21 protein-coding genes and 2 tRNA genes are annotated in these 25596 nt (G+C 61.2%); 13 read left to right on the top strand and 10 right to left on the bottom strand.

Going from position 1 to position 25596, the window contains the following annotated elements:
* Positions 1-171 precede the first annotated feature (171 nt).
* The 10 genes from HMPREF2822_RS10495 (at position 172) to HMPREF2822_RS10450 (ending at position 12673) form a co-directional block, all read left to right on the top strand.
* Positions 172-2004, top strand: coding sequence for an acetolactate synthase large subunit (locus HMPREF2822_RS10495; RefSeq protein ID WP_070524429.1), 1833 nt, complete (start codon positions 172-174; stop codon positions 2002-2004).
* The gene (gene ilvN / locus HMPREF2822_RS10490) at positions 1997-2512 is read left to right on the top strand and encodes an acetolactate synthase small subunit (protein ID WP_070524427.1); all 516 of its coding nucleotides are present in this window, start codon (positions 1997-1999) and stop codon (positions 2510-2512) included. Before HMPREF2822_RS10495 ends, ilvN begins: the two co-directional genes overlap by 8 nt.
* 109 nt (positions 2513-2621) lie before the next feature.
* Positions 2622-3635 (top strand): ketol-acid reductoisomerase, encoded by a 1014-nt coding sequence (ilvC, locus tag HMPREF2822_RS10485; RefSeq protein ID WP_070524425.1) that lies wholly within the window; start codon positions 2622-2624, stop codon positions 3633-3635.
* A gap of 112 nt (positions 3636-3747) precedes the next feature.
* Positions 3748-5541, top strand: coding sequence for a GmrSD restriction endonuclease domain-containing protein (locus HMPREF2822_RS10480; protein ID WP_070524423.1), 1794 nt, complete (start codon positions 3748-3750; stop codon positions 5539-5541).
* Between the two features lie 28 nt (positions 5542-5569).
* Positions 5570-6454, top strand: coding sequence for a hypothetical protein (locus HMPREF2822_RS10475; protein WP_118790712.1), 885 nt, complete (start codon positions 5570-5572; stop codon positions 6452-6454).
* 44 nt (positions 6455-6498) lie between these two features.
* Complete coding sequence (gene serA, locus HMPREF2822_RS10470; protein ID WP_070524421.1) at positions 6499-8085, top strand: phosphoglycerate dehydrogenase; 1587 nt, start codon at positions 6499-6501, stop codon at positions 8083-8085.
* A 136-nt stretch (positions 8086-8221) separates the two neighbouring features.
* The gene (locus HMPREF2822_RS10465) at positions 8222-9241 is read left to right on the top strand and encodes a 3-isopropylmalate dehydrogenase (protein ID WP_070524419.1); all 1020 of its coding nucleotides are present in this window, start codon (positions 8222-8224) and stop codon (positions 9239-9241) included.
* A 17-nt stretch (positions 9242-9258) separates the two neighbouring features.
* Positions 9259-11127, top strand: coding sequence for a DUF294 nucleotidyltransferase-like domain-containing protein (locus HMPREF2822_RS10460; protein WP_070524417.1), 1869 nt, complete (start codon positions 9259-9261; stop codon positions 11125-11127).
* The gene (locus HMPREF2822_RS10455; RefSeq protein WP_070524415.1) at positions 11128-11745 is read left to right on the top strand and encodes an exonuclease domain-containing protein; all 618 of its coding nucleotides are present in this window, start codon (positions 11128-11130) and stop codon (positions 11743-11745) included.
* Positions 11746-11863: 118 nt separating this feature from the next.
* Complete coding sequence (locus HMPREF2822_RS10450) at positions 11864-12673, top strand: fumarylacetoacetate hydrolase family protein (RefSeq protein ID WP_185963178.1); 810 nt, start codon at positions 11864-11866, stop codon at positions 12671-12673.
* 8 nt (positions 12674-12681) lie between these two features.
* Here the strand turns inward: HMPREF2822_RS10450 and HMPREF2822_RS10445 are convergent, their stop codons facing one another.
* The 8 genes from HMPREF2822_RS10445 to HMPREF2822_RS10410 all read right to left on the bottom strand — a co-directional run bounded on the left by HMPREF2822_RS10445 (position 12682) and on the right by HMPREF2822_RS10410 (position 22672).
* A complete protein-coding gene (locus HMPREF2822_RS10445; RefSeq protein ID WP_070524411.1) occupies positions 12682-13785 on the bottom strand; it encodes an isochorismate synthase in 1104 nt (367 codons plus the stop codon).
* Positions 13786-13864: 79 nt separating this feature from the next.
* On the bottom strand, positions 13865-15214 hold the full coding sequence (locus tag HMPREF2822_RS10440; RefSeq protein WP_070524409.1) for a choice-of-anchor M domain-containing protein: 1350 nt from the start codon (positions 15212-15214) through the stop codon (positions 13865-13867).
* Positions 15211-16107: an anchored repeat-type ABC transporter permease subunit gene (locus tag HMPREF2822_RS10435; protein ID WP_070524407.1), complete on the bottom strand. Its 897-nt coding sequence runs from the start codon at positions 16105-16107 to the stop codon at positions 15211-15213. Before HMPREF2822_RS10435 ends, HMPREF2822_RS10440 begins: the two co-directional genes overlap by 4 nt.
* Complete coding sequence (locus tag HMPREF2822_RS10430; protein ID WP_070524404.1) at positions 16104-16832, bottom strand: anchored repeat-type ABC transporter ATP-binding subunit; 729 nt, start codon at positions 16830-16832, stop codon at positions 16104-16106. The genes HMPREF2822_RS10435 and HMPREF2822_RS10430 overlap by 4 nt, the downstream gene beginning before the upstream one ends.
* On the bottom strand, positions 16825-17724 hold the full coding sequence (locus tag HMPREF2822_RS10425) for a choice-of-anchor M domain-containing protein (RefSeq protein ID WP_070524402.1): 900 nt from the start codon (positions 17722-17724) through the stop codon (positions 16825-16827). Before HMPREF2822_RS10425 ends, HMPREF2822_RS10430 begins: the two co-directional genes overlap by 8 nt.
* Positions 17717-19216 (bottom strand): anchored repeat ABC transporter, substrate-binding protein, encoded by a 1500-nt coding sequence (locus tag HMPREF2822_RS10420; RefSeq protein ID WP_070524400.1) that lies wholly within the window; start codon positions 19214-19216, stop codon positions 17717-17719. The genes HMPREF2822_RS10425 and HMPREF2822_RS10420 overlap by 8 nt, the downstream gene beginning before the upstream one ends.
* Entirely contained in the window at positions 19216-20313 is a 1098-nt protein-coding gene (locus tag HMPREF2822_RS10415; RefSeq protein WP_232755682.1) for a choice-of-anchor M domain-containing protein, read from the bottom strand. The genes HMPREF2822_RS10420 and HMPREF2822_RS10415 overlap by 1 nt, the downstream gene beginning before the upstream one ends.
* Positions 20314-20329: 16 nt before the next feature.
* A complete protein-coding gene (locus HMPREF2822_RS10410; protein WP_070524396.1) occupies positions 20330-22672 on the bottom strand; it encodes a choice-of-anchor M domain-containing protein in 2343 nt (780 codons plus the stop codon).
* A 162-nt stretch (positions 22673-22834) separates the two neighbouring features.
* On the opposite strand from HMPREF2822_RS10410, the gene gltX reads away from it, so the two are divergent.
* The 3 genes from gltX (at position 22835) to HMPREF2822_RS10395 (ending at position 24710) form a co-directional block, all read left to right on the top strand.
* Positions 22835-24334, top strand: coding sequence for a glutamate--tRNA ligase (gltX, locus tag HMPREF2822_RS10405; protein ID WP_083306845.1), 1500 nt, complete (start codon positions 22835-22837; stop codon positions 24332-24334).
* A gap of 172 nt (positions 24335-24506) precedes the next feature.
* Positions 24507-24578: transfer RNA gene (locus HMPREF2822_RS10400), tRNA-Gln, on the top strand.
* 56 nt (positions 24579-24634) lie between these two features.
* A tRNA-Glu gene (locus tag HMPREF2822_RS10395) sits at positions 24635-24710 on the top strand.
* 84 nt (positions 24711-24794) lie between these two features.
* On the opposite strand, the gene HMPREF2822_RS10390 is transcribed toward HMPREF2822_RS10395, so the two are convergent.
* Both HMPREF2822_RS10390 and HMPREF2822_RS10385 read right to left on the bottom strand, forming a co-directional pair.
* Entirely contained in the window at positions 24795-25124 is a 330-nt protein-coding gene (locus HMPREF2822_RS10390) for a transcriptional regulator (RefSeq protein WP_070524394.1), read from the bottom strand.
* Positions 25117-25521, bottom strand: coding sequence for a hypothetical protein (locus HMPREF2822_RS10385; RefSeq protein WP_070524393.1), 405 nt, complete (start codon positions 25519-25521; stop codon positions 25117-25119). Before HMPREF2822_RS10385 ends, HMPREF2822_RS10390 begins: the two co-directional genes overlap by 8 nt.
* Between the last annotated feature and the right edge of the window lie 75 nt (positions 25522-25596).

Genomic DNA, 25596 nt, shown 5'->3' with positions numbered 1-25596 from the left:
TATTCGACTTCACCTCGTAGTAGTACCCGGGCGGCGCGAGCCGTAGCGAGTCCACAAGTGACGTCGACCAGCAAGCGCCCCCGTTACCTTCACACCCAGGAAGGAAAGACGGGGGCGTTACTCGTTGGATGATCTCTTCACCACCCACCCCACTGAAGGAGCACATCAACCGTGACAGCTTCCACACCGCCACAGCGGGCGCCCGAGCGCATCACGGGCGCACACGCCATTGTCCGCACCCTCGAAGATCTCGGCACCGAGCTTGTCTTCGGCATTCCGGGTGGCGCCGTGCTTCCGCTGTACGACGCCCTCTTTGAATCCACGAAGCTGCGCCACGTGCTCACCCGCCACGAGCAGGGGGCCGGCCATGCAGCCGAAGGCTACGCCCAAGCATCCGGAAAGGTCGGCGTCATGATTGCTACCTCCGGCCCGGGTGCGACCAACCTGGTGACCCCGCTGGCTGACGCCAACCTGGACTCGATTCCCGTCGTGGCAATCACGGGCCAGGTGGGCAGCTCCCTGCTGGGCACCGATGCCTTCCAAGAGGCTGATATCCGTGGCGTGACGATGCCGATTACGAAGCACAACTTCATCGTCACCAAGGCAGAAGATATCCCCGGGGCGATCGCGGCCGCCTTCCATTTGGCCGCCACTGGGCGCCCTGGGCCTGTGCTCGTGGATATTCCGAAGGACGTGCAGAACGCTTATATGGAATATTCGGGCCCAAAGATGCCGGAGCTACCGGGGTACAAGCCCACGACTACTCCGCATCCGCGCCAGATTACCCAGGCCGTTCAGCGCATTGCGCGCGCCGAGCGTCCGGTGCTCTACGTTGGCGGCGGCGTCATCAAGGCCGAGGCCTCCCGCGAGCTGCGCGAGTTCGCGGAGCTGACCGGAATCCCTGTGGTGACCACGCTCATGGCTCTCGGTGCCTTCCCGGATAATCACCCGCAGCACATGGGTATGCCCGGCATGCACGGTACCGTTCCCGCGGTGGCGGCCCTGCAGCGCGCGGACCTTATCATCGCCGTGGGCGCACGCTTCGACGACCGCGTGACCGGTGATACGGACACCTTTGCTCCCCACGCCGAGGTGATCCATGCCGACATTGACCCGGCGGAAATCGGCAAAATCCGCGAGGTGGCTGTTCCCATCGTGGGTGATGCCCGCGAGGTGCTCCTGCGCCTGACCAAGGCTTATGCCAATGACGCGGAGCTGGATGCCCCGCGCATCGGGCCGTGGATGGAGTATTTGGGGGACCTGCAGAGCCGCTTCCCGCGCGGTTTCGAGCCGACAGCAGACGGCCTGCTCAATCCGCAAGAGGTTATTCAGCAACTCAGCTCCATTGTTGGCCCGGAGGCCATCTACTGTGCGGGCGTGGGCCAGCACCAGATGTGGTCGGCGCAGTTCTTAGACTTCGAGCACCCGCGCAGCTGGATCAACTCCGGTGGCGCCGGCACGATGGGTTACGCAGTGCCCGCGGCGCTCGGTGCAAAGGCTGCCTGCCCGGAGCGAGAGGTCTGGGCAATCGATGGCGATGGCTGCTTCCAGATGACGAACCAGGAGCTGACCACCGCTGCAGTGGAGGGATTCCCCATCAAGGTTGCTGTGATCAATAACGGCAACTTGGGCATGGTGCGCCAGTGGCAGACGCTCTTCTATGACAACAAGTACTCCCATACCAAGCTGCGCGAGCGCGACGAGTATGTTCCGGACTTTGTCAAACTCAGCGAAGCCCTGGGCTGCGAATCAATTCGCGTAACCACGGTAGAAGAAATCGGCCCCGCTATTGAGCGTGCGCGCTCAATTAATGACCGTCCGGTGGTCATTGACTTCATCGTCGGGCATGACGCCCAGGTGTGGCCGATGATTGGCGGTGGTGCCTCGAATGAGGAAATCCAATACGCCTTGGGCCTGCGCCCGCTGTTTGATGAAAATGAGTCAGCGGCCGAGGAACCGGCCGACATCCACGAATCTCTCGAGGAGGCCGAAAACAATGGCTAAAGACGACATCACCCGACACATCCTCTCCGTTCGGGTTCAGGATATTGAGGGCATCATCTCCCGTGTGACCGGCATGTTCACTCGCCGTGGCTATAACCTCATTTCGCTGGTGTCCGCTCGGACCGAGACGGAGGGTATTAACCGCCTGACCATCGTCGTGGATGCCTCCGAGGTCATCATCGAGCAGGTGACGAAGCAGCTCAACAAAATCGTCCCGGTGCTCAAGGTGGTTGAGCTCGAGGAAGAGAACACGATTGCGCGCTCCATCATGTTGGTGAAGGTAGCCGCGGATAACTCTTACCGCCCCCAGGTGGTCGATGCAGTGAACATCTTCCGCGCGCGCATCGTGGACGTATCGCCGGAGTCCGTGGTGGTTGAGGCCACCGGTACCCCGGGCAAGCTGCAGGCGCTTCTCGACGTCCTCGAGCCCTTCGGTATCCGCGAACTGGTGCAATCTGGCAACGTCGCACTGGGGCGCGGCCCGAAGGCAATGGCGCCGACGAAATAAAATCTCACAAGGTGGGCACATCGTCCCAAAGTGTGATACAAATTCAATAGACCGAGTCACTACTGGATGCGTAGTGCGAACGAACCCAAAGAGAAAAGGAACATCAAACATGGCTATTGAGACTCTGTACGATTCTGATGCAGACCTGACCATCATCCAGGGCCGCAAGGTCGCCATCATCGGCTATGGCTCCCAGGGCCACGCCCACGCTATGAACCTGCGTGATTCCGGCGTTGAGGTCGCCATCGGCCTGCGCGAAGGCTCGAAGTCCCGCGAGAAGGCTGAAGAGGCTGGCTTCAAGGTTTTCAGCAACGCTGAGGCCGCCAAGTGGGCTGATGTCATCATGCTGCTGGCACCGGATACCTCCCAGGCGGCGATCTTTACAGAGGATATCGAACCGAACCTGGAGGACGGCAACGCGCTGTTCTTCGGTCACGGCCTCAACATCCACTTTGGCCTGATCAAGCCGGCGGAGAATATCACCATCGGCATGGTTGCTCCGAAGGGCCCGGGCCACCTGGTTCGCCGCCAGTTCGTCGACGGCAAGGGCGTTCCCTGCCTGATTGCAACCGAGCAGGATCCGAAGGGCGAGGGGCGCGAGCTGACCCTGTCCTATGCTGCGGCCATCGGCGGTGCCCGAGCCGGCGTTATCCCAACCACCTTCAAGGATGAGACCGAGACCGATCTCTTCGGTGAGCAGGCGGTCCTGTGCGGTGGCGTGGAGTACCTGATCATGAACGGCTTCGAGGTCCTGACTGATGCTGGCTATGAGCCTGAGATGGCTTATTTTGAGGTCTGCCACGAGCTGAAGCTCATCGTTGACCTCATCGTTGAGGGTGGCATCAAGAACATGAACTACTCCTGTTCCGACACCGCTGAGTTCGGTGGCTACCTCTCTGGCCCGCGCGTCATCGACGCCTCCGTGAAGGAACGCATGAAGGATGTCCTCACTGATATTCAGGACGGCACCTTCGTCAAGCGCCTCGTCGCCAACGTTGAAGGCGGCAATAAGGAGCTGGAGGAGCTGCGCGCCAAGGTGAACTCCCACCCGATTGAGCAGACCGGCTCCCAGCTGCGTGATCTCATGAGCTGGGTCAAGAATCCGTTGGATGCAACTGCCTAAACTGCGCTTCGACTAAAGAATCCCGTTGGCCATTGGTCAGCGGGATTTCCTTTTGATGTGATGTTCGCACATAAACGGGCATATTCCCACATTTAGTTGTAGGCTCGGGGCCATGGGTTTCTCTACGCCAAGCTATGACCTTAATGACCTTTTCGCTCGCATCGATCGCGGTGATATTCAGCTGCCCGATTTCCAGCGCTCCTATGCCTGGGATGAAGACCGAATTCGATCGCTGATCGTCACCGTCCTGCGCGGCTACCCGCTCGGTGCATTCATGGCCTTGGATACCCGCAATGAAGCCATGCGCTTTCGGCCACGGCCTCTCGCGGGCGCGCCTAACACTGGGGTGAACCCCGGCCTGCTCCTGCTCGATGGGCAACAGAGGCTCACCACCCTGTATCACTGCTTCCGCGGTGAGGGCTTTGTGGATACCACCGATTTCCGCTCCAAGAAAGTCTCCCGCAAGTACTTCGTGGACCTGCGCAAAGCTACCTCCGAGGACATCATGCCGGATGAAGCTGTCTTCGCCATCAACCAGCACGGCGAACTGCGCTCCCACTTCGCGCCGGACATCGAGGGCACCTTGGATAGTCGCGAGGCCGCAGTGCAGGCGTGCTGCATCCCGGTTTCGGCGTTGCTGAGTGAGGAAGGCACCAGCATGCTCTTCGAGCTCGCCGCTGCCAACGATGGCGCCACCCGTGACGTCGTCGCTGCCTTCAATAACCGGATTCTACGGCCCCTGTCCGGCTACACGGTGCCGATGATTCGCCTCTCCCGCGAGACGGCGAGCTCGGGAATTGGCTCCATTTTCGCTCAGGCCAACTCGGCCGGTTTGCAGATGGACGTCTTCGATCTCCTGACGGCTGTCTTTGCCTCTGAAGATCCGGACTTTCACCTGGCGGAGGATTGGGCAGGCGTCGAGAAGCAGCTGCGTGCCTTCCCTGCGCTCGACGGCATCGGCCGCAACGAGTTCCTTTCGGCAGTATCGCTGCTGGTGTCCGGGGAGAAGGGGAACGCTGGCGGCCAGCGCGAAGATATCTTGCAGCTGTCACTGAATGAGTACCGCAAGGCCTCGCAAACCCTGGTGATTACTTTCCGTGAGGTCGCTGAGTTCTTGGCCGAGCGCTGCATTCTCTCCCTTGAGCAGGTGCCTTATTCCGAGCAGATCATTCCGCTGGCTGTCATCCTTGCGCGCCTGGCAGAAAAGAAGGGCGTGCTGTCCAGCCAGGACGCATGGGACCGCCTCAACCAGTGGTTCTGGAGCGGCGTCTTTGGTGAGCTTTATGGCTCTTCTGCAGTGAGGCTGCGCGCTGCGCGTGATGTCGATGAGGTCACCGCTTGGGTCGCGGGTGAGACCGAGGATGTCCCGAAGACTGTGCGCGATGCCTCCTTCCGCGAGTCCCGCTTGTTGTCTGTGGGGGAGCACGACGGGGTGTGGCACGGCCTCTATGCTCTGCTCATGGCACGCGGCGCGAAGGACTGGCGTACCGGCCGCCCGTTCAACCGCCACAGCTTCGAGGAGCTGCAACCAGGCTTCTTCCCGGTCTTCCCGCTTCGTTGGTGTGAGCGCCACGGCGTCAGCGGTGTACTGGCTAATTCCGTGCTCAACCGCACGCCGATGGGCAAGCGCACCGAGGTTGTCCTCGACGGGCACTCGCCGGAGCGCTACCTGCCGCGCGTGCAGTCGAAGTCGATTATGGAAGACGCCGAGTTCGACAGCGTGCTGGCCTCCCATGACTTAGAGCCGGAGCTGCTGACCGCGAAGACTGCGCATCAGTTCTTCGCCGATCGCCGCGAGCGCTTCGTGGGCATCGTTGAGTACGCGCTCAACAAGAAGGTTGTGCGCGACGTGGATGAGGCGAACCTTTCCGGCGGCGAAGAGGGCCCGCAGGCCTTTGCACGTTAAGGTGTCGTCGCCGGGCGCGCTGCGGGCCGTGCCTGTAGCGCTGCTGCTGGGCATGAGCGCGCTTGCGGCCGTGGGCTGCTCCTCGCTTGGGCGCGGTGAGCCAATCCTGACGCAGGACATCACCGCCCGCCCTGAGGCGGAGATTGACCTAGCCCGCGCGAGCGAAGAAAACCGTCTGCGGCTTATTGACCCGCAATTCGCCAACGAGGTTACGGTGGTTGAGGACCGCTGGGGAATTGACTCCGCGCGTTTGTTCTTCAAGGAAAGCAATACGCTGATCTTGGCCGAAGACTCAGATGCCGCTGCCCTGCGGGCCGCGACGCTGAGCGTATCGCAGCGCGTGCCAATGGTGACCTACGATTCCTCGATTCGCCCGCAGATCTCGCAGCTGCTTACCGACCTTGACGTTGACCAGATCCTCGTCATCGGGGATGTCCCATGGGCTAGCCACAATGGCGAACGCGAAGTGGTGCACGATCCGGGAAACACCAAGGCGCTGGGGGAGTACACCGCATTCCGCTTTGAATCCAAGGTGGTGGTGAATCGCGAACGCATGGTGGACAGCATCACGCGCCTAGATTCTTCGACCAAGACGGAGTTGAAGGCCGCGTGGGAACCCCTGCCGCAGCACCTTACGAAGGAAAAGATGCCAGCGATTCCTGCCCAGGCGCGCCGTGATGCGCAGATGGCACCGGTGATCGTGGCGACGAAGGACAGCCCTTTAGCAAACGTGGTGAACGCCACCGCGTATGGCGGTACGGTGTTCGTGATGGCGCAACCGGATCCGACGGCAACGAAAGCCGGCGCGGCGATTACTGCGGGGTTGGCGGATGGCCCGATCGTGGCCCTCGGGCCGGAATTCGGTTCAGTGACAGAATTCACGCATAAAATCGCTCAGGGCTGGAAAGAATAAACTACACTTCTCGGCATCCACATTTCAGACTAGTGAAGGAAGTTATGTCGAAGCCGGTCGTACTTATCGCCGATAAGCTTGCAGAATCCACCGTCGATGCTCTCGGGGACAAAGTTGAGGTCCGCTGGGTTGACGGCCCCAACCGCGCGGAGCTGCTTGCCGCGGTGCCGGAGGCAGACGCCCTCCTCGTCCGCTCCGCTACGACCGTGGACGCGGAGGTGTTGACCGCAGCGAAGAACCTGAAGATTGTGGGGCGTGCTGGCGTCGGCTTGGACAACGTTGATATCCCCGCTGCTACCGAGCGTGGCGTCATGGTCGTCAACGCGCCGACCTCCAACATCCACTCCGCCTGCGAGCAGGCGATCGCGCTGCTTCTCGCTACCGCGCGTCAAGTTCCGGCGGCGGATCAGTCCCTGCGCCAAGGTGAGTGGAAGCGTTCCTCCTTCAAGGGTGTTGAGGTGTACGGCAAGACCATCGGCATCGTGGGTTTCGGTCATATCGGCCAGCTCTTTGCCCAGCGCCTGCTGGCATTTGAGACCACCGTCATCGCACACGACCCTTATGCCAACCCGGCCCGTGCGGCAGCGCTGGGCGTGGAATTGGTGCCCCTTGAGGAGCTCATGTCTCGCGCTGACTTCGTGACCATTCACCTGCCCAAGACCCCGGAGACCGCCGGCATGTTTGACGCCGAGCTCCTGGCGAAGGCCAAGAAGGGGCAGATCATTATCAACGCTGCCCGCGGCGGCTTGGTCGACGAGGCAGCCTTGGCTGCTTCGATCAAGTCCGGTCACCACCGCGGCGCCGGTTTCGATGTCTATGCTTCCGAGCCCTGCACGGATTCCCCGCTCTTCGAGCTTCCGCAGGTGACCGTCTCCCCACACCTTGGCGCGTCTACGGTAGAGGCCCAGGACCGCGCGGGTACCGATGTGGCTGCCTCCGTGCTCAAGGCACTGGCCGGCGAGTTCGTTGCGGATGCCGTCAACGTCGAAGGCGGCCGGGTCGGCGAAGAGGTTGCCGGCTGGTTGGATCTGACGCGCAAGCTGGGCCTCGTCGCAGGCAACCTGTTGGACGCTGCGCCGGTTGCCGTCGAAGTGGAGGCTTGCGGCGAGCTGGCCAACGAGGATGTTTCGGCTCTTGGTTTGTCCGCTGCTCGCGGGCTGTTTTCTGGCGTGGTCTCGGAGACCGTTACTTTTGTGAACGCGATGCAGATCGCCGAAAGCCGCGGCGTGAGCGTGGACGTCAAGACCAACGTGGAATCGAAGGGGCACCGCTCCTCCGTGAGGGTCAAGGTTATCGGCCCCGACGGCTTGGTTTCGCAGCTCACTGGTGCCCTGACTGGCATCGACGGCGTCGAAAAGATCATCCGCATCAATGGCCGTGGCGTCGACATGCGCGCAACGGGCCGCAATCTCTTCTTCTCCTACAAGGATGCCCCGGGTGCCTTGGGCACTGTGGGCACGAAGCTTGGCGCTGCCGGCATCAACATTGTGGCGGCTGCATTGACCCAGGGCAAGGATGTCTCCGATGCAGTCCTTATCTTGCGAGTTGAGCGCGAGGTACCGGAGGAGCTTGTCGAGGAAATCAACGCGGCGCTGGGTGCTACCTGCCGCCAGCTTGATTTGGATGCCTAGTCTGGACAGCTGAACCTTTCATCCCAGCCCCCCGTGAAGGACCGAGAACGGTTCTTTGCGGGGGTTTCGCCGCCCTCAAGGCAGAGGGGGTGGTACTCTCACATATATCCAATATGTGAGAAAGGAATCCCACAAAATGAAACTGGCAGTGATTGGCGGCGATGGAATCGGTCCCGAGGTAACCGCGGAAGCACTCAAGGTCCTGCGCGCGGTACGCCAGGATGTCGAGGTAACGGACTATGACCTCGGTGCCCGACGCTACCTGCGCAACGGGGAGCTGCTTACCGACGCCGACCTGGCCTCCCTGCGCGAACACGACGCCATCCTGCTCGGCGCCATTGGTGCGCCCGATGAGGTCCCGCCCGGTGTGCTTGAGCGCGGCTTGCTGCTGAAGATGCGTTTCGCCCTGGACCATCACGTCAACCTGCGCCCCTCCAAGCTGTACCCGACGTCCACCTCTCCGCTGGCAAACCCGGGCGATATCGACTTTGTCGTCGTCCGTGAGGGCACCGAAGGTCTGTACTGCGGAAACGGCGGCACGCTGCGCGAAGGTACCGAACACGAGGTGGCCTCGGAGGTCTCCCAGAACACGCGCTTCGGCGTTGAACGCGTGGTGCGTGATGCCTTTCAGCGTGCGATGGGCCGCCGCAAGCACGTGACTTTGGTGCACAAGACCAATGTCCTTGTTAATGCCGGTGGCCTCTGGCAGCGCACGGTGGACGAGGTTGCGAAGGAATTCCCCGAGGTCACCGTAGATTACAACCACATCGATGCCGCAACGATCTACATGGTCACCGACCCAGCGCGCTATGACGTCATCGTGACCGACAACCTCTTCGGCGACATCCTGACCGACTTGGCGGGTGCAGTTACCGGCGGTATTGGTCTGGCTGCCTCCGGCAACATCGATGCCTCCGGCGCTAACCCCTCCATGTTCGAGCCGGTCCACGGCTCCGCCCCGGATATCGCAGGCAAGGGCATCGCGGATCCCACCGCGGCGATCCTGTCGGCGGCCATGCTGTTGCGCCACCTCGGGGATGAGGAGAACACCGTGCGCATCGAGGAGGCCGTGGCTGCCGACGTCTCCTCCCGCGGCGACGCACCGGCGGGCACCACCGAAATTGGTGATCGAATCGCCTCCGCGCTCAGCGCCTAGCCCTGTATGGTTGGCGCATGAGCGTCGAAATAGACGAGGTCACCAGCTTCCTGGCCAAGAATGAGCCTTTCTCCCACTTGCCGGAGGAAGAGCTTAACGCGCTGTCCTCACAGTTGAGCATGATCTACCTGCGCCGAGGGGATATCCCCATCAAGCTGGGGCAAGAAAATGCCAACCTGCACATCATCCGCACCGGCGCGATTGATGTGCTGGGGGAGGACGGCATGCTGCTAGACCGCCGCGAATCCGGCCTCACCTTTGGCTATTCCACGCTGCAGGGGGAGCCTCACTCCGCTTATGAGATGGTCGCGGTGGAGGACAGCCTCGTCTTCACCCTGGCGCAGGAGGACTTCAGCGAGTTGTCCCGCCGGAACCCCGACATTGGGCGATTCTTTTCAGCGCAATCGCGCCAGATCCGCGCCGCAGCGCGCGAGCTTTCTGAATCCACTTCGACCGACGTTTTACGCACGCCGCTGCGAGAGCTCATTCGCGCCGACATACTGACTGCGCCGGCTGCCACTACCATCCGTGAAGCCGCGATGCTAATGACGGACCGCGGTGTGTCCTCACTGCTCGTTGTTACACCGGGTTCAGATTCAGCCAAGCATCTTGCCGGCATTGTGACCGACCGTGATCTGCGCACCCGCGTGCTCGCCGCGGAGCGCGACCCTGCTGAATCGGTGGGGGAGATCATGACGCCTCAGCCCCTCACGGTGTCGGCGGATGCCCCGGCCATGGAAGCACTCTTGCACATGGCCGAGCGCGGAATCCACCACCTGCCGGTGGTTAAAGAAGGCAGCCTACAGGGAATAGTCACGCAATCGGACATCACGCGGCTGCTCTACAATGATCCGGTCTACCTCGCAGCAGATCTCTCGCGGCGCGCCAATGCCGCTGAGCTTAGTGAAGCCTTCAGCGAAGCCACGCTTCTTGCCGGGCGTTTCGTGGAACGCGGCTCTACGCCGGCGGAAGCGTCCAGCCTGGTCACGCTGGCCGCCGATGCGGTAGCGCGCCGTCTGTGCACCCTCGCCGAGGAAGAACTGGGTCCTCCGCCAGTGGAGTATGCCTTCGTGGCCGTGGGTTCGCAGGGGCGGCGCGAGATGGCGCTGGCCTCGGATCAGGATAATGCGCTCGTCCTCGCGGATGATTATGATGCCAGCGCGCACGGCGAGTATTTCGCTCGGCTTAGTACCTTCGTGTGCCAGGGCCTTGCCGCCGCCGGTCAGGCTCTGTGCCCAGGTGACATGATGGCCATGAACGCCGAGTGGCGGATGACGCGCTCCCAATGGATCGACACCTTCCGCAAATGGATCCGGGACCCCCAACCGGAGGCGCTGCTCAACGCCCAGATTTTCTTCGACTTCCGCGTGCTCTACGGAAGCGAGGAGCTGGCCCGCGAGGTCCACACTGCCGCCGTGGAGATGGGCAAGGGTGCGACGCGCCTGCACGCCCACCTGGCTAGCCTGGCCGCGCGCCGCGAGCCGCCGCTGACGCTTTTTCGCGGACTCGTGGTGGAGCGCGATGGCGACTATGCACATACCCTCGACATCAAAAAGGGAGGTACCGCGGGTATTGTCCAGATGGCCCGGCTCTTTGCCCTAGCATCCGGCTCCACGGTTGTGGACACCCGCCAGCGCCTAAGCGAAGCCGCCGGGAACGCGGTGAGCCGCCGCGGTGCACAGGAGCTTCTCGACGCCTTCGACTACCTCCGATCCCTTTCCTTCGAGCACCAAGCCCGACAGTTGCGAGAAGGGCACAAGCCGGACTACCACATTGACCCCAAGAGCTTGGGCCGCATGGACCGCGAGCACCTGCGCGATGCTTTCCGTGCGATCAAATCCATGCAGAACGCGCTTGCCACCAAGTACCCGGTGAGGAGTATCTAGATGTGGAGCCGGTGGAGCCGCCGCGCGGATTGGGGCGCGCCTGTACGAAGTACCCCGCTCGATGAGCTGGGATTGCTCGCCGTAGATATGGAGACCACGAGTCTTGATCCGCGCACAGGAAATATTGTTTCTATTGGGTGGGTACCGGTGAACGGCGGTGTTATCGACCTATCTGGCGCCGGCTATACCGTGGTGCGCGGCGCGAAGGTGGCCGAAGATGCACATGTCCACCTGCTGACGCAGGAGGTTATTGATGCCGGCGAGGAACGCGAAGTGGCGATGAAGCAGTTGCGAAAGGCCCTGAACGGCCGAGCGCTACTCGCTCACTTCGCGCCTGTGGAGGTGGGCTTCATAGAAGCGGCTTCCAAAGAGATATTTGGTCAGGTCCCTCGGCTGAGCGTGGTTGATACCTTTGCTATCGAGCGGCGCCACATGGAACGCATGGGCACTTATCCGCGCGGCGAGGACCTGCGGCTTCCCCGAGTTCGCGCGAGATACGGTTTGCCACGCTATGGCAATCACAATGCGCTGAGTGATGCTTTGGCCTGCGCTGAGCTATATCTAGCACTGCGGGGGAGCACGCGGGCGGTGACCTTGGGGGACGTCGCCAAGCGCTAGGCGGCCGAGCGGGCGTTGTACCACAAGTTGGACGCCTGCAGTATCATCGCGTTCTTTGCAAGCTTTACACCTAGCCCCTGAACGCGAGTGAAAAACCCTTGCGAGTAGTATGGCCGTCATGCGTTTAGGACGAATTGCTCACACCGAAGGTATTTGTTTCGCCATCATTGATGGCCCCGCCGACGCCCCGCTTGACCAGCTGGTGGCCAAGGAAATCTCCGGCACCCCGTTTACCCCGCCGGAGCCAACTGGCCGCGAGTGGCCGCTGAGCGAGGTGCGCTTGCTGGCGCCGACCCTGCCCACCAAGGTCGTGGCGCTTGGCCGAAACTACGCCGACCACGTGGCTGAGGTCTTCAAGGAATCCGCGGAGCACCTGCCGCCGACGATCTTTATTAAGCCCTCCACCGCGGTCATTGGCCCTGGTGCCCCCATCAAGATCCCGGAGTTCGCCACCAACGTGGAGTTCGAGGGAGAGCTCGCGGTGGTGATCTCAAAGGTCTCGAAGAATATTGATCCGGAGAAGTGGCGGGATCACGTCGTTGGCTACACCATCTGCAACGACGTTTCTTCGCGCGACCTGCAGTTCCAGGATGGCCAGTGGGCACGTGCGAAGGGCATTGACACCTTCTGCCCGCTGGGCCCGTGGATTGAGACGGACCTGGACTGCATCGACCTTGATGACCAGAAGATCAACGCTTACCTGACCCACGATGGCAAGCGCGAGCAAAAGCAGGATTCCAACACCGACCAGATGATCGTGAAGATGGGCGGCATCATCGCGGAGATCTCGCAGTCGTACACGCTTCTGCCCGGCGATGTCATCACCACAGGTTCCCCGGCTGGTACGGCGCCGATGGTGCCGGGCGATACCATCGAAATTGAGATCCCCGGCGTGGGCAGCCTGACCAACCCGATTGAGCGCGCCTAAAGGCCGCTTTAGAGGCCGAGTGCTTTGAGAATGGTACGCAACTTCGCCGTGGTTTCCTGAAGCTCGGCCGTCGGGTCGGAATCCACGACGATTCCGCCGCCCGCCCACGCGCGGGCGGAGAGTCCATCGCCGGCTACTTCGGCGCAGCGGATGGCCACCATGTACTCGCCATCGCCGGAGTCATCGCACCAGCCCACTGCACCGGCGTAGAAGCCGCGGTCGGCTTCGGCGGTTTCGATCAGCGCTTGCGCGGCTTCCGTGGGGGTACCGCAGATAGCGGGGGTGGGGTAGACCAGCTCGGCCAGTTCGAGTGCCGTGAAATTCGAATCCTTCAGTGTTCCCGCAATCGGGGTCCCCAGATGCCACATCTCGTTCGTGGAGGTCAGCTGCGGGGTGGTGGGGGCGTCGAGAGTACTGCACAGCGGCTGCAAGATCCGGCGGATGTGGTCCACGACGAAGGCATGCTCGCGCAGATCCTTGCCTGAGTTTTGGAGGTCTTGACCGGCCTTGATATCGCGTGCTTTATCGGTCTGGCGGGGCGCCGAGCCAGCTAGGGGGAAGGCCGTAACCGTTGAGCCTTGCTTCTTAATCAACACTTCCGGGGAGGAGCCCACGAGCATAGATCCTGGGCGTCCCGCCGGTGACAGGTCGGCGATGAAGCCATCGCGGTGCGAGGATAGATCGATCAACCGCGCGGCCACGAGAAGCGGATCCACCGGAGCATTGAACTCAATGTCAACGGCGCGAGCAAGAACCACCTTGTCCAGTTTGGAGGCTTCGATCGTAGCGATGGCGGCCTCAATGCGGCGCAGGTGCTCTTCCGGCTCCGGATCAAAACCGGTCACGCGCGCATTGAGCTTGCCGCTGCGGTAGTAGGCATGGGGCTCAAGAGGCCCGTCCTCACGAATGATGCTGCGCGGCACGGTGAGCGCAGCTGGATCACCCTTGTGAAAGGGAAGTGCGCCGACGACCATGGGCGCGCTGCCGGCACGTAGTGCGGACACTGCATCATCGACAGCGCTAAAGGTGGTGGTTGAACCTTGGGTACGCACAGACCCCGTCGCGCGGGACAGGAGGAAGTCGGGGGCGGTAGAGGGTCTGTTTTCACACATAAGGAATAACTCTAGTTCCTTCCGCTGCTAGCGCCGAAACCAGATCCCTTGCTTTTGTGATATGACCGGTATCGAGGTGCTAGTCGCGATTGCGCGGGCGGAAGAACTGCACGGCAACAAACAGCCCGATACCAAGTAGCAGGGCCAGGGAGCCCATGCCTGCGAGGAAGCCTGCCCAGAAGCCGACCATCGGGGCTCCATAGCTCATGGCCTGGATGTTTTCGGCGTCAGCATAGTCTTCGTTGGAGTCGGACGCAGAGTGCTGTTGCTGTGCTTCCTGCTTTGCGCCGCGTTCCCGGTTGGCAGCGGTGTTGCGCGTGGAGCCTTTTTCTCCTGAGGAAGCAGTGCTTTGCGACGCCCCACGATGTGCCGAATCTCTCTGTCCTTGCGCTGTGTGGGCTACACCGTTCTGTGCCGAGTTCTGGGACTGCGACACTGAGCGCTGGCCATCAGCTGGGCGTTCAGTACTGGGCTCTTTAGACGTTGGTGATGTTCCTGGTTGTTCTTTACTGCGCGCACTCGGACGCGTGGAGTGCCGCGAATCCTGAGCCCGACTTGTTTCGGAGGGCTTTCCACCGTTGAGGAGGGTATCTGCCTCCTTGAGTGTTTTGTCCATAGTCTTATCCAACTGTGCGATGGACTTGGAGGTGTCATTGATGTCCTTGGCCAGTTGCTGCGGCCGGTTCTTCGGGCTGCCCGAGCCGGCATTGTCGCCTTCGCTGGAGTCCCACTCCAATTCGCAGATGTCGGAGGCATCGGCGTCGCCGACCAAGAACGGTACGTCGATGGAGTGCTCGGAGCCATCGTTGAGCGTGAACGTGAAGGTAGCGGCGTATGCTCCCGGTTCGGTGAAGATTATCCCGGTGTGGCTGTGGAAGTGATCGGGGTAGTCCCAAGTGATATCCGGGTTATCTGAATCAAAGAGCACGGTGGGCGCAGCGCCCAAGGTGTTCTGGAAGCCCACCATGCGTCCGCCGTCCGGCGCGGCGTGCAGCGTTAAGGATAGGGTGGCGTCGGCTGCCGCAGCCTCGTCGAGGTAGCTGGTGTTGAATCCAACCCACGGGATATCCGGGTTCTGGGTTTGGGGAATCTGCCAGCCTTTCGATGGGATGTCGTTGCCTGCGGATTCTTCAAAGGCGGCGTTGCTGCCCACCTCCACGTAAAACTCGCCAGAGGTGTAGTCCTTGCCTGACTCGTCATCGCGGGCCAAGAAGGAGAGGTTTCCGGAATCTCCGACCAATGCTAGGTCTTGGTGCCCGCGGGTAAAGGCGTGCAGGGAGTCGGCATCGCAGGAGGCCTCGCTCGCGTGCTCTTCGGCGAGGGCTGGCGGTGCAGCGGCCACCAAGGGCGGGGTACTGAGAGCTAGTGCAGCGACAGCGGTCAGGGTAAGCGGGCGGAAGCTCATACGTGTCATATGGAAAGAGTTCATGCGGACAAGGTCTCCTTCGAGGTGTGTGATTGCGAGGTGGATGCCGCGTCGCGGCGGGAATGCAGTAGAGGGGAGAGTGCCCACGCCACAAGGAAGCAGGCGGTAAGCAGCAGCACGATGGTTGCGCCGGCGGGAAGATCGATGGCCCATGCGAGGTAGATTCCGAAGAAACTGCCCAGCGAACCGATCACCGCGGAGGCGACCATCATTGACCCCAGCGAGTCACAAAGCAGCCTGGCGGTCGCGGCTGGGGTGATGAGGAGGGCCAGGACGAGGACGTTGCCGATGGTTCCCACGGAGATAACCACCGCGCCCGTGACGCAAAGGTAAAGCACGATGTCTAGGACAAAGACGGGAAGCCCCATGGCACGGGCAGTCTCTTTGTCCAGGCAGGTGGCTGTGAGCTGGGGGCCGAGGAGCAATACTGTGGCCACGATAAGCACCGAGACGGTGAACGCGGTGTAGAGATCTGCGTGGGAGACGCCCGTCAGCGAGCCGAAAAGAAAGCTGGTGAGCGAAGCCGTGTAACCCTCCACGCGTGAGATGATCACCATGCCGAGCGCAAAGGAAGCGGCAAAGAAGATGCCGATGACGGAATCTTCGCGCACAGTTCGCCGCTGGGAGAAGCACGCGATGAGCACGGCCACCGCGCAACCCGCCACGGCGCCGCCCAGCAGTACTGACCCGTGAAGTGCGAAGGCGATGGCCAGTCCCGGGAACACTGCGTGGGACACTGCATCGCCGATGAAGGCCATTCCACGTAGCACGACGTAGCACCCCACCACGCCGCACACGATTGCGGCGAGGAGGGAGATCCCTACTGCGCGGGCGAGGAAGTCCAAGTGCGGGTTGGTGAGGTCTTGGAAGAACTCAACTAGCGAGATGTCGATCATGCCGCCACCCCAATCGCGGAGAGCAGGGGCGAGGAGGCTGAGACTCCGAAGGTGGTGCTCCAAGGCTGTGGGGTTAAGCGCAGGGTTTCCGCTGGGCCGTCAGCGATGATGCCCCGGTTGAAGAGCACAAGCCGTGAGCAGGAATGTGCGGCCTCTGAGAGGTTGTGCGTGGACATGACAACGCTGGTGCCATCTGTAGTGAGCTTGTCAAAAAGAAGCAAGAGCTCCTCGGTATTGGGGGCGTCGAGGCCGGTGAAAGGTTCGTCGAGAAGCAGCACCTCTGGTTCGCAAGCTAAGGCGCGGGCGATGAGGACGCGCTGGCGTTGCCCGCCGGAAAGCTGGGCTATAGGACGCCGTGCGAATTCTTCCAGGTTGGTCAGCTCGATGGCCCGCCGCGCGGCCTCCTTATCGGAGCGCCCTGGGCGCCGGAACCACCCCACTAGTCCAGTGCGCCCACTCAGCACCGCCTTGGCCACGCTGATGGGGAAGTCCCACTCTACGTCGTGGCGCTGCGGGACATAGCCAAGCGAGGTGGTCACGTCGATGGTCCCGGTAAAGGGCACGAGGCCTAAGACAGCGCGCATGAGCGTGGTTTTGCCAGCACCGTTCGGGCCGAGGAGGCCGATAAACTCGCCAGGGTTAACAGAAAAGCTTGCCCCGTCGATGACGCGGCGGCCGGACAGCGATACGGACAGATCGTTTACCGTAATGAAGGGATTAGCCACGCCGCCCACCCTTCGCGCGCACGACGGCGATGATGGCACCGATGAGCACGAGGACGCCTACGCCCGCGAGCGCCCAGATCCACGTGGGCACCGACGCCGACATAGAGCCGGACGTGGCGGAGGACTCGGCATTGGGGTCCCATTCCACGGCCTGTGCTTGCGCAACGTCGGCGTCATCGCCCACAGCGAAGGTCAAGGTGGCTTCGGCAGCTACCTCTTTTCCGGCGCTTTCTCCTGCGCCCTCGCCGCTCATGCGGACCCGGATCTGGTGAATGCCGGGCTCGGTGAACACCCAATTGGCGTGGGTATGAGTGCCCAAGTCCACCCAGAAGCCTTCTGAGTCCCCGGTTGCTGTAGACCACAGCAGCTGAGGTTCTTCGAAGCCGCCGTTTTGCAGGAAGAGGGAGAACTCACCCGGGCCTTGGTGCCCGAGGAACTCCATTGTCACTCCTCGCTCAACGTTGTCTGCCAATGAGGGAGCTTGGGTATTCCAGCCCAACCACGGAACGTCAGCCTGCTCCGTTTGCGGTACGACCCACACCTGCGAGCCAGGTTCTGCGCCAACGAAGGAGAATGCCTTGTCCTCCGGCAGAGTCAACAGGGCGTTGTCACCCACCTGGAAGACCACATCCTCGGGCTGGCGCCACACGGGTGTTTCAGCCGAATCATCGCGAGCGAGGAACTCAGCTTGGCCTTCGGAGAGCAGGAGCCCTAGGTCGACGTGGCCGTGATCGATGGTGGCAGCCGTTCCAGGCGCGGCTACCTCTTCGTTAGAGCTGACCACCTGGGCGAGATCTCCGGCGAAGGCAGCTGCCGGTGCGAAAGCCAAGGCCGCGGCGGTAAGCGTTGCCGCAAGCGGCATAGTGACGGTTCGGATGGTGAGTTTAGACATGAGATTCCTTTGTTGTGTTGCTGAGACAGCGGTTGAGTGAGTGCGCGTTGAAGCGCAAGAGGTCGAGATACGTCGGAACGGCGTCATCAAGCGTGTCGCCGTAAATCGGGCATACAGCCACCCCGAGGGAATCGGCGGCTTCCCGGATGACATCCGCGCTGGCTTGTTGCGTTGGTTCTACGAATACGGCGGGAAGCTGGAGGTTCTCCAAGGTGCGGCGCAGAGCAATGACATCGCGCGGCGAGGGCTCGATGGCCGGGTTCGGAGTAACGAAGCCCGCGATATCAATGCCGTAGCCTTGCTCCAGGTAGGCGTATCCGTGGTGGGGTGTGACGAGGTGGCGGTTGCGCTCAGGAATGGCAGAGATGAGCTGCCGGACTTCGTCGTCAACGTCCCGCACCTGTGTGATGTAGTCCTGTGCGCGGGCACGGTAGTCCGCACCGTGTGAGGGGTCCGCCTGTGCAAGCTGCTCAGCGATGACCTCGGTGAAACTGACAACGTTGGCGGCGTTATGCCACAGATGTGGGTCTACTTCGCCGTGAATGTGCTTGCCCAAGACAGCTTGGGGCAGGAGATAGGTCTCATCCCCGGGCCGGCCCAAGAAACGGTAAGAGGGATCCGGCGGGATCTCCTGCAACGCGGAGTTCGGGACGCGCAACACCGTGGTCTTCGGATCAAAATGCTCGCCTTGGTCCTCCAAGTCGAGTTTTCCCGTAGCCATGTCCGCGGTGATATCCACGTGACCTGCATCGAGTGTGCGCATTCCCGCAGGGGCGCTAACGCCCACCGCCACCGTGAACTCCTGCGGGGTGCTGTTGGTAGCGCCAAAGCTCAACCTGTAGATACCGGGCTTGCTAAAAGCCCAGGAAACGTGCGTGTGGGCGTTGGCTGGCAGCGTCGTGGAATCCTCGCGCGGATCTATCCCATCGGCGCTGTTAAAGAGTGGTTCAGGTGTCCCGAACGTAGAGACCACGTAGGCCGCGACATCGCCGGGTCCTTCCACACCGAGCAGACGCATGTCGACGCTCGTGGTACCTGGGGCTGCGTTGCGCACGCGCAACCCCAGCCACACGGCGTCGAGCGCGATGTTCTCCACCAGCGGGACCAGCTTCGCTCCACGCGTGGAGGCCTGATCCGCCACCTCCGTGACGGGCACATCCGACGACTCCTTCATGGACTTCAGCAGATTCTGTGGCTCGAGAAGGAACCCGTTGGACAGCAGTACGTCTGCGTTTGCGATGTCCCGCACCGAGCGCAGGCTCGGTTCAAAGGTATGGGGATCCTTTCCCGCGGGGATCAGGGTCGTCACCGTGGCGTCATGTCCGGCCACATGCTTGGCGACGTCCCCCAGTATCGGTGTCGTCGCCACCACCTTCACCTTTGCATCGTCTCCGCTGGCAGTGCTCGCGCAGCCACTCAGCGCTGAGGCGCCGAGAGAGATGGCGGAAAGAATCGCGGTGCACGCCATCCGAGTGCGTACTTTCCGAGGCATCAATCGCGGCCCTTCAGCAGCGCGAGGCGCGCTAGCGCCAGGCCCAGCACAAGCATTCCCAGGCCGAGGATGCCGATGCCCCACGGCAACAGGTTTTGCCCACTGTCGTAGTAGCCGGCCGCAGCCACCGTGTCCACATTCTCCCCGTCCGCGGTTTCGGCGGATCGGTGAGAAGGCTTGCGCTCCTTCCTTTCCCCGCGAGCTGTGCGGTCTTTACGCTCCTTGTTGTGGGCCTGTTGTTTGGTGTTTTTGGCACCGGCAGCGGGGGCCGAACCGCGGGCAGCGCCTCCAGGGCTTCCGGCTCCGGTGCTTCCAGCGTGAGAGCGTGAGCCGGAGTTGGAGGAAGCAGGTTGCTCAGGGGAGGCGGCGCCTTGCGCTGCCTCGTGGCCATCGTCGGCACCGTCAGTGCCATCATCGACGCTGGATTCCTCGTCCCCGGAATCCTGGGGAGCGGCTTCGCCGTCGCCGACATCCCAGGTATAGGTGACCTGATTACTCGTGTCGCCGTTGGATTCAGCCTGAACAGTCATGGTGTACGTACCCGGTTCGCTAAACGCCCAATTAACGTGTCGGTGCGCCGGGTAAGCCTGATTGATGACGTCACCGGACACCAAGTCGAGCTCGCCGGCGTCTGTGACCGGTTGAATATCGCCAAAGCCTGCGGTTTCGAAGATAAAGATGTCACCGGGCCCGGTGACCTCAACAAATTCGAAGTTCACGTCCTTATATCCAGCAGATTGGGCCGCTTGCGTATCCCAACCCGGCCACAGGAGTGAGCTGTCCTGGGTCTGGGGGAGGTAGTACGTCGGTGTGCCGATGCCATCGATGCGCTCGGTCGCCTCGCTCCATGCCTCCTCAGCCACCTTGAGGGTGACATCGTTACCGGGCCTGACGACGCCACTACCGGTGACGTCTTCCTTCATCGACAACGTCAGCTGACCACCCGGCGCAGAGACATAGAAGGCATCCACGTGCCCAGAATCTATAAGCTCGCCTTCGGCGCGGGCAGTCGCTGGAAGGCCAAGGACGGACACGAGAAGTGCCACGGCGATGGCGCACACGGCGGCATTGAATGTTTTCAGCGGTGCGGAATGCAATCGAAGTGTGTCCTTTCTAGCGGTGAAGCAGACCGTTGAAGCGGGCCTCAATCTGGGCTCTGTGGTCGTTGTAGAAATTGAAGAGGCGTTGGAAAATGAGGGCCACGACGGCCGGAAGCACTAATCCCCACAGGCTGTCGAGCTTGGGCTTAGAGGACGTCGTCCCCTTATCTCCACTGGGCTTCGTGTTTCCTGGCTTCTTGCCGCCGGGTGTGTCGGTGCCTTCGCCTTCGCTTCCTCCCTTGGAGCTTGCGCAGTCCTTGATTGCGGCGTCTCCGGCCGCGACGGTGAGCACCTGGGGTTCGGAGGAAATTTCTTTGCCATCGGCGGTGGTGGCCGTGTAGCTGACTTCGAGTTTGTAGATACCCGGCTTGGTAAAGACCCAATTGCTGTGGGTATGCGAGGCAAAAGTGGTCTCGATGGACAAGTCCCCCTCCGCTGAGTTGATCAGCGGGGTAAAACCTTTGCCTAATCCTTCAGTAGTGAAGAGCCCAATTTCTGCGCCTTCAGGCTTCTCGACGGGCTTAATATTGAGCATGACCTTGCCGTCTTTATAGTCCTTGTAGTTGAGAGCTTGGGTGTTATATCCCGGCCAGATGATGCTCTGCTCTTGGGTTTGGGGGAGGAGGAAGAATTTCTCCTTGCCCAGGTAGTCGAATTCCTTGCCGTTGAGCGCGGCGGGGCGGGAGCGCAGGGCGTTGTCGTGTACTGCGAGGACGACGTCGTCAAGCGGGCGCTCGACGGTCTTCTTATCCACGATGGCCGTTTCATCCTTGAGGCGGGTGAGAAACTTATCGCCGTCACGGGATACCGAAATATCGACGTGTCCGTGGTCGAGCACTGCCTTGTCGGCGCAGACACCGGTGTTGTCGCCGGGTTCGGGCTGAGGAGTGTTATCTGGGGCTGGCGCAGGAGCCTGAGCCCCAGCGCCGAGTTTGCCCACGCGCTCGTACGTTTTTCCGAAAGCGAAATTGTCGGTCAGCGTGATGCTGCCGGAGTCTTGCGTGATGCTTGGGTGCGGAAGAATATCGAGGCGCACGGTATTGCCGTTGAAGTTTGCATTGGCACCGACGACAAATTCCGCGCGGCCGCGGGTGATAGTGCCGTCGAAATCGATGTCCGGAAGCGAGCTTCCCTTACTAAAGAAGCCACCGTGCACGTAGCCTTCCAGGTTTTTATCGGCTGCCTCCAGGATGATGCGGGTGGCGTCTTCGCCCTCCGGAACGGCGCGCGCGGACAGTCCCGTGTCAGATAGCGAAACCTCTTCTCCGGAGAAGAGTTGACGGGGGTTGGTCGTCTCCTCCCAGGACTCCGCGGACGTCTTCGAGGTGGTGGCTACTTCTGCGCCCTCGGAGTACTTGAGCTGCTCGGATACCCACCGCGGGCTGCCATCTTCTGGGGTGTACACCGCCTGAATCTCGGAGGATTCTGGGCCTAGGAACTCGTCAAAGTGGGCTTTGCCGTCGGTAACGGGCAGGTCGGTGAGGAAGTAGCCGTCGATAAGCAGCGTGAGCGTGCCGTTACTGCCCCCAGCGAAGTCGATGGAGGAAAGCCGCTCGTCTCCATCTTTGTCACGGGACTTAGCAGGGGCGATGCGCAGGCGATAGTCCTTCTGGCTAGCGTCCCCTGCGGATGCCTGTTCGAAGCGCTCCTTGAGGGAGGGAGTGCTGTGGTCTGACGGGCGCTGCCCTCCGACCTGAATGGACGTGGTTGTCGGCTTGGAGGAAATGAACTCGCCGTCTTTGTTTCGCGCGGTGGTTTGGTAGGTGAGCTGGTAGCGCCCGGGTTTGGAAAAGACAGTGAAGTTGTGGGTATGCGTGCCGCTAGTCAGCCACGCGGAGTGAGGTGCGCCCTCCGACGTGCCAAAGAATCGTTGAAGCCCGCCAGGGCCGGGGTAGTAGCCAAACATCTCTACTTCGCCCGGTCCATCGACGCTTAACAGGTCGAGGGAGGCGATGTTATCGCGGAAGGTGTCGACAGGAAGCTCAGTGTCCGCGCCAAAGCCCATCCATACCGGGTCCAGGCTGCCCTGCACGCTGGCAGGGGCCATGTAATAGGTTTCGCCCGGCTTCCCTAGGAAGGAGAGCGCAGGGTCTTCAGGCACGGTGAACTGGTATTGGTTCGTGCCGTTCTGGTCCCAGCCTTTGCCTACCCATGTGACGGTGTCGGCGAGATCGTGGTCGGATTCGGCTGAATGGCTCTTGAGGTTAAGAGAATCGTCTTCCCAGAATGCTTTGGGGGAATCGATGTGCGTTTGGGTGGCGACGTGTTTGCCGTCGTCAGGGCCGGCTACGGCGGTAGCGGGGGAGAAGAGAAGTGTGGCGCAGGTAAGCAGCGCCACGGAGCGAGTTCGAGCCACAGTGTGGAACCTTTCTTCAGTTCTGTCGAGAGAATTTCACTATAGGGAATGGAAATCAATTCCGTTTAGTCTGGATCGAAAACCCAGTTCACGCTTAGTGGAAACCGGGTTCAATTACCCCCAAGTGGGGCGGGCGGTGCCGTAACTCAGCGCTGAACTACGATGGTTGACATGACTGAAACAACTTCCGACGTCCGCGTACGTTTTTGCCCGTCGCCCACAGGAACGCCCCACGTGGGCATGGTCCGCACGGCGCTGTTCAACTGGGCCTATGCCCGCCACACCGGCGGCAAGCTCATCTTCCGCATCGAGGACACCGATGCCGCTCGTGACTCCGAGGAGTCCTTCCAGGCCATCATTGATTCGCTGAACTGGCTCGGCTTGGGCTGGGATGAAGGCGTCAATGTGGGTGGTCCGGACGAGCCGTACCGTCAGTCGCAGCGCATGGATATTTATGCCGATGTCCTGCAGAAGCTCAAGGATGGCGGCTATGTCTACCCGGCTTATTCCACCAATGAAGAAGTGCAGGCGCGCCACAAGGCAGCCGGACGCGACCCGCAGCTTGGCTACGACAACTTTGACCGCGACCTCACTCAGGAGCAGATCGATGCCTTCGAGGCGGAAGGCCGCAAGCCGGTGTGGCGCCTTCGCATGCCGGACAAGGACTGGACGTGGAATGACCTGGTGCGTGGAGAGCTGACTTTTAAGTCGGAGACCCAGCCGGATTATGTGGTGGCCCGCTCCAATGGCGCACCGCTCTACACGTTGGTTAACCCCGTCGATGACGCGCTCATGGGGGTTACCCACGTGTTGCGCGGCGAAGATCTGCTGTCTTCCACTCCGCGCCAGCTCGCCCTCTACGAGGCGCTCATTGAGTTGGGCATTGCCAAGCAGACCCCGGAGTTCGGCCACCTGCCGTTCGTGATGGGTGAGGGCAACAAGAAGCTGTCCAAGCGCGATCCGCAGTCCAACCTGTTCAACCACCGCGATGCGGGTATCATCCCGGAGGGAATGCTCAACTACCTGTCCCTGCTGGGCTGGTCCCTTTCCGCGGACAAGGACATCTTCTCCGTCGATGAGCTCATTGCCAACTTCGACGTGCACGACGTGCTGGGCAACCCCGCCCGTTTCGACCAGAAGAAGTTGGAAGCCATCAACGCCGACCACATTCGTTTGCTTGAGCCGGCTGACTTTGCCCAGCGCCTGCGGGATTACCTCACCGAGTACACCGACTTCCCTGCGGATTACCCGGAAGACAAGTTCGCCTTCGCCGCCGACCTGGTGCAGACCCGCATTAAGACGCTGTCTGACGCTTACGGGCTTATGTCCTTCCTGACCACGCCGGACGCTGAGCTGGAGCTCGACGCCAAGGCGGCCAAGAAGAACCTCAAGGAGGAGGCTGTTCAGCCTCTCGAGGTCTCCATTGCCAAGTTGGAGGAGCTCGGGGAGTGGAAGACCGAAGAGATTGAAAAGGTTCTCTCTGGCGCACTTATCGACGACCTCGGTCTCAAGCCCCGCAAGGCCTACGGCGCCCTGCGTGTCGCGGTCTCGGGACAGCAGGTTTCCCCGCCGCTGTTCGAGTCCATGGAGCTGCTGGGCAAGGAGTCCACGCTGGCTCGCCTTAAGGCAGCTCTGGCCGTGACTCCGTGGAGCGCTGAGTAGTCTCAAGCGCTAGTCTCACAGGCCTGTAATTTCGGGGCATTAAGAATCGTTCTTAATGTCCCGAAAATGCTATCTGGCCTGGCGATTTGTGTGTATCGGTGGTGCTGGATATAGTAATAAACCGTTGCAGCGAGCGGCGAGGGGTTAACCCCAAGCAAGCTCAACGCGATAGTGGCCTATGGTGTAATTGGCAACACAACGGTTTCTGGTACCGTCATTCTAGGTTCGAGTCCTGGTAGGCCAGCAGTGATAACTGCGCAAAGTGCAGCGGCACTTTGCAGTCAGCGGTCACGGTTCTATGCCCCGTTCGTCTAGCGGCCTAGGACGCCGGCCTCTCACGCCGGTAACACGGGTTCAAATCCCGTACGGGGTACCACTTAAAGAGTGGCAAGCATAACGCGCTTGCCACTCTTTTTCTTTCATCGGCCATAATCCTAGCCCGACTTATTGGTCTGGAGGCTTATAGGCCTTCTGTCATTGCTTTGAGGGCTAGAACGTGCCGTGTGTAGGCGTCTGCGCCGGTTTCGGTGAGCGTGACCCACACGGTGTCCTTGGCGCGCGTAGAGCCGTACTCCCGCGTGCGGCTTACGTAGCTGTGGTCTTCGAGGTGCTTTAGTTGCTTGGAGAGCGTATCGGCGGGGAGTTCCGTAAGCTCGGCGAGTTGACCGTACTTCATCTGCCGTCCTTCGGTGGCGCCGGCGGAGAAGAGTGTGGCGCAGATCTTGAGCCGATTGATGGGGTGGATGACTGGGTCTAGCTCAGGGGGCTGGTGAGATGCTTTCCTAGACATTGATGCCCTTTACGGCGGAGTTACTGTTCTCGTAAAGCATCCAGGCTGTCGAGCCAGTAACTATGACCCCGCAGGAGATCATCCACGGCCACGTGTTGGGGGTCGGTGTAGTAGACATGATCATGGCGAGGGGGAGGACTACTCGTGACCATGTCGCGCGATCGTTCCTCGGCCCCTTGTTGGGGTTGGGGCGAACAAAAGGGTTCGCGATTTTGTCCTTGAGGAGGAAACCGAGAATGAACGTCGGTATCAGGATTGCGAGTGTGTACCACCAGGACACCTTGGATAGCGCAAGACTGCTACCGATACCGAGCGCTACAAGTGCCACCGCCCACCAGCTTTGTGTCCAGGCGGTCCGCTGTTGGGCGTCTTGAATGATCTTGAGTTCATCGTTCATGGCCTGACTCCTTTGTTTGCATCTAATGCAAGTGTATCACTTGCATTAAGTGCAAGTAAGGGGGTGAGGGCTGTT

This window comes from Corynebacterium sp. HMSC062E11 (assembly GCF_001811845.1).
Taxonomy (GTDB): domain Bacteria; phylum Actinomycetota; class Actinomycetes; order Mycobacteriales; family Mycobacteriaceae; genus Corynebacterium; species Corynebacterium hesseae.
This window is presented reverse-complemented; position numbering and strand designations above follow the sequence as displayed.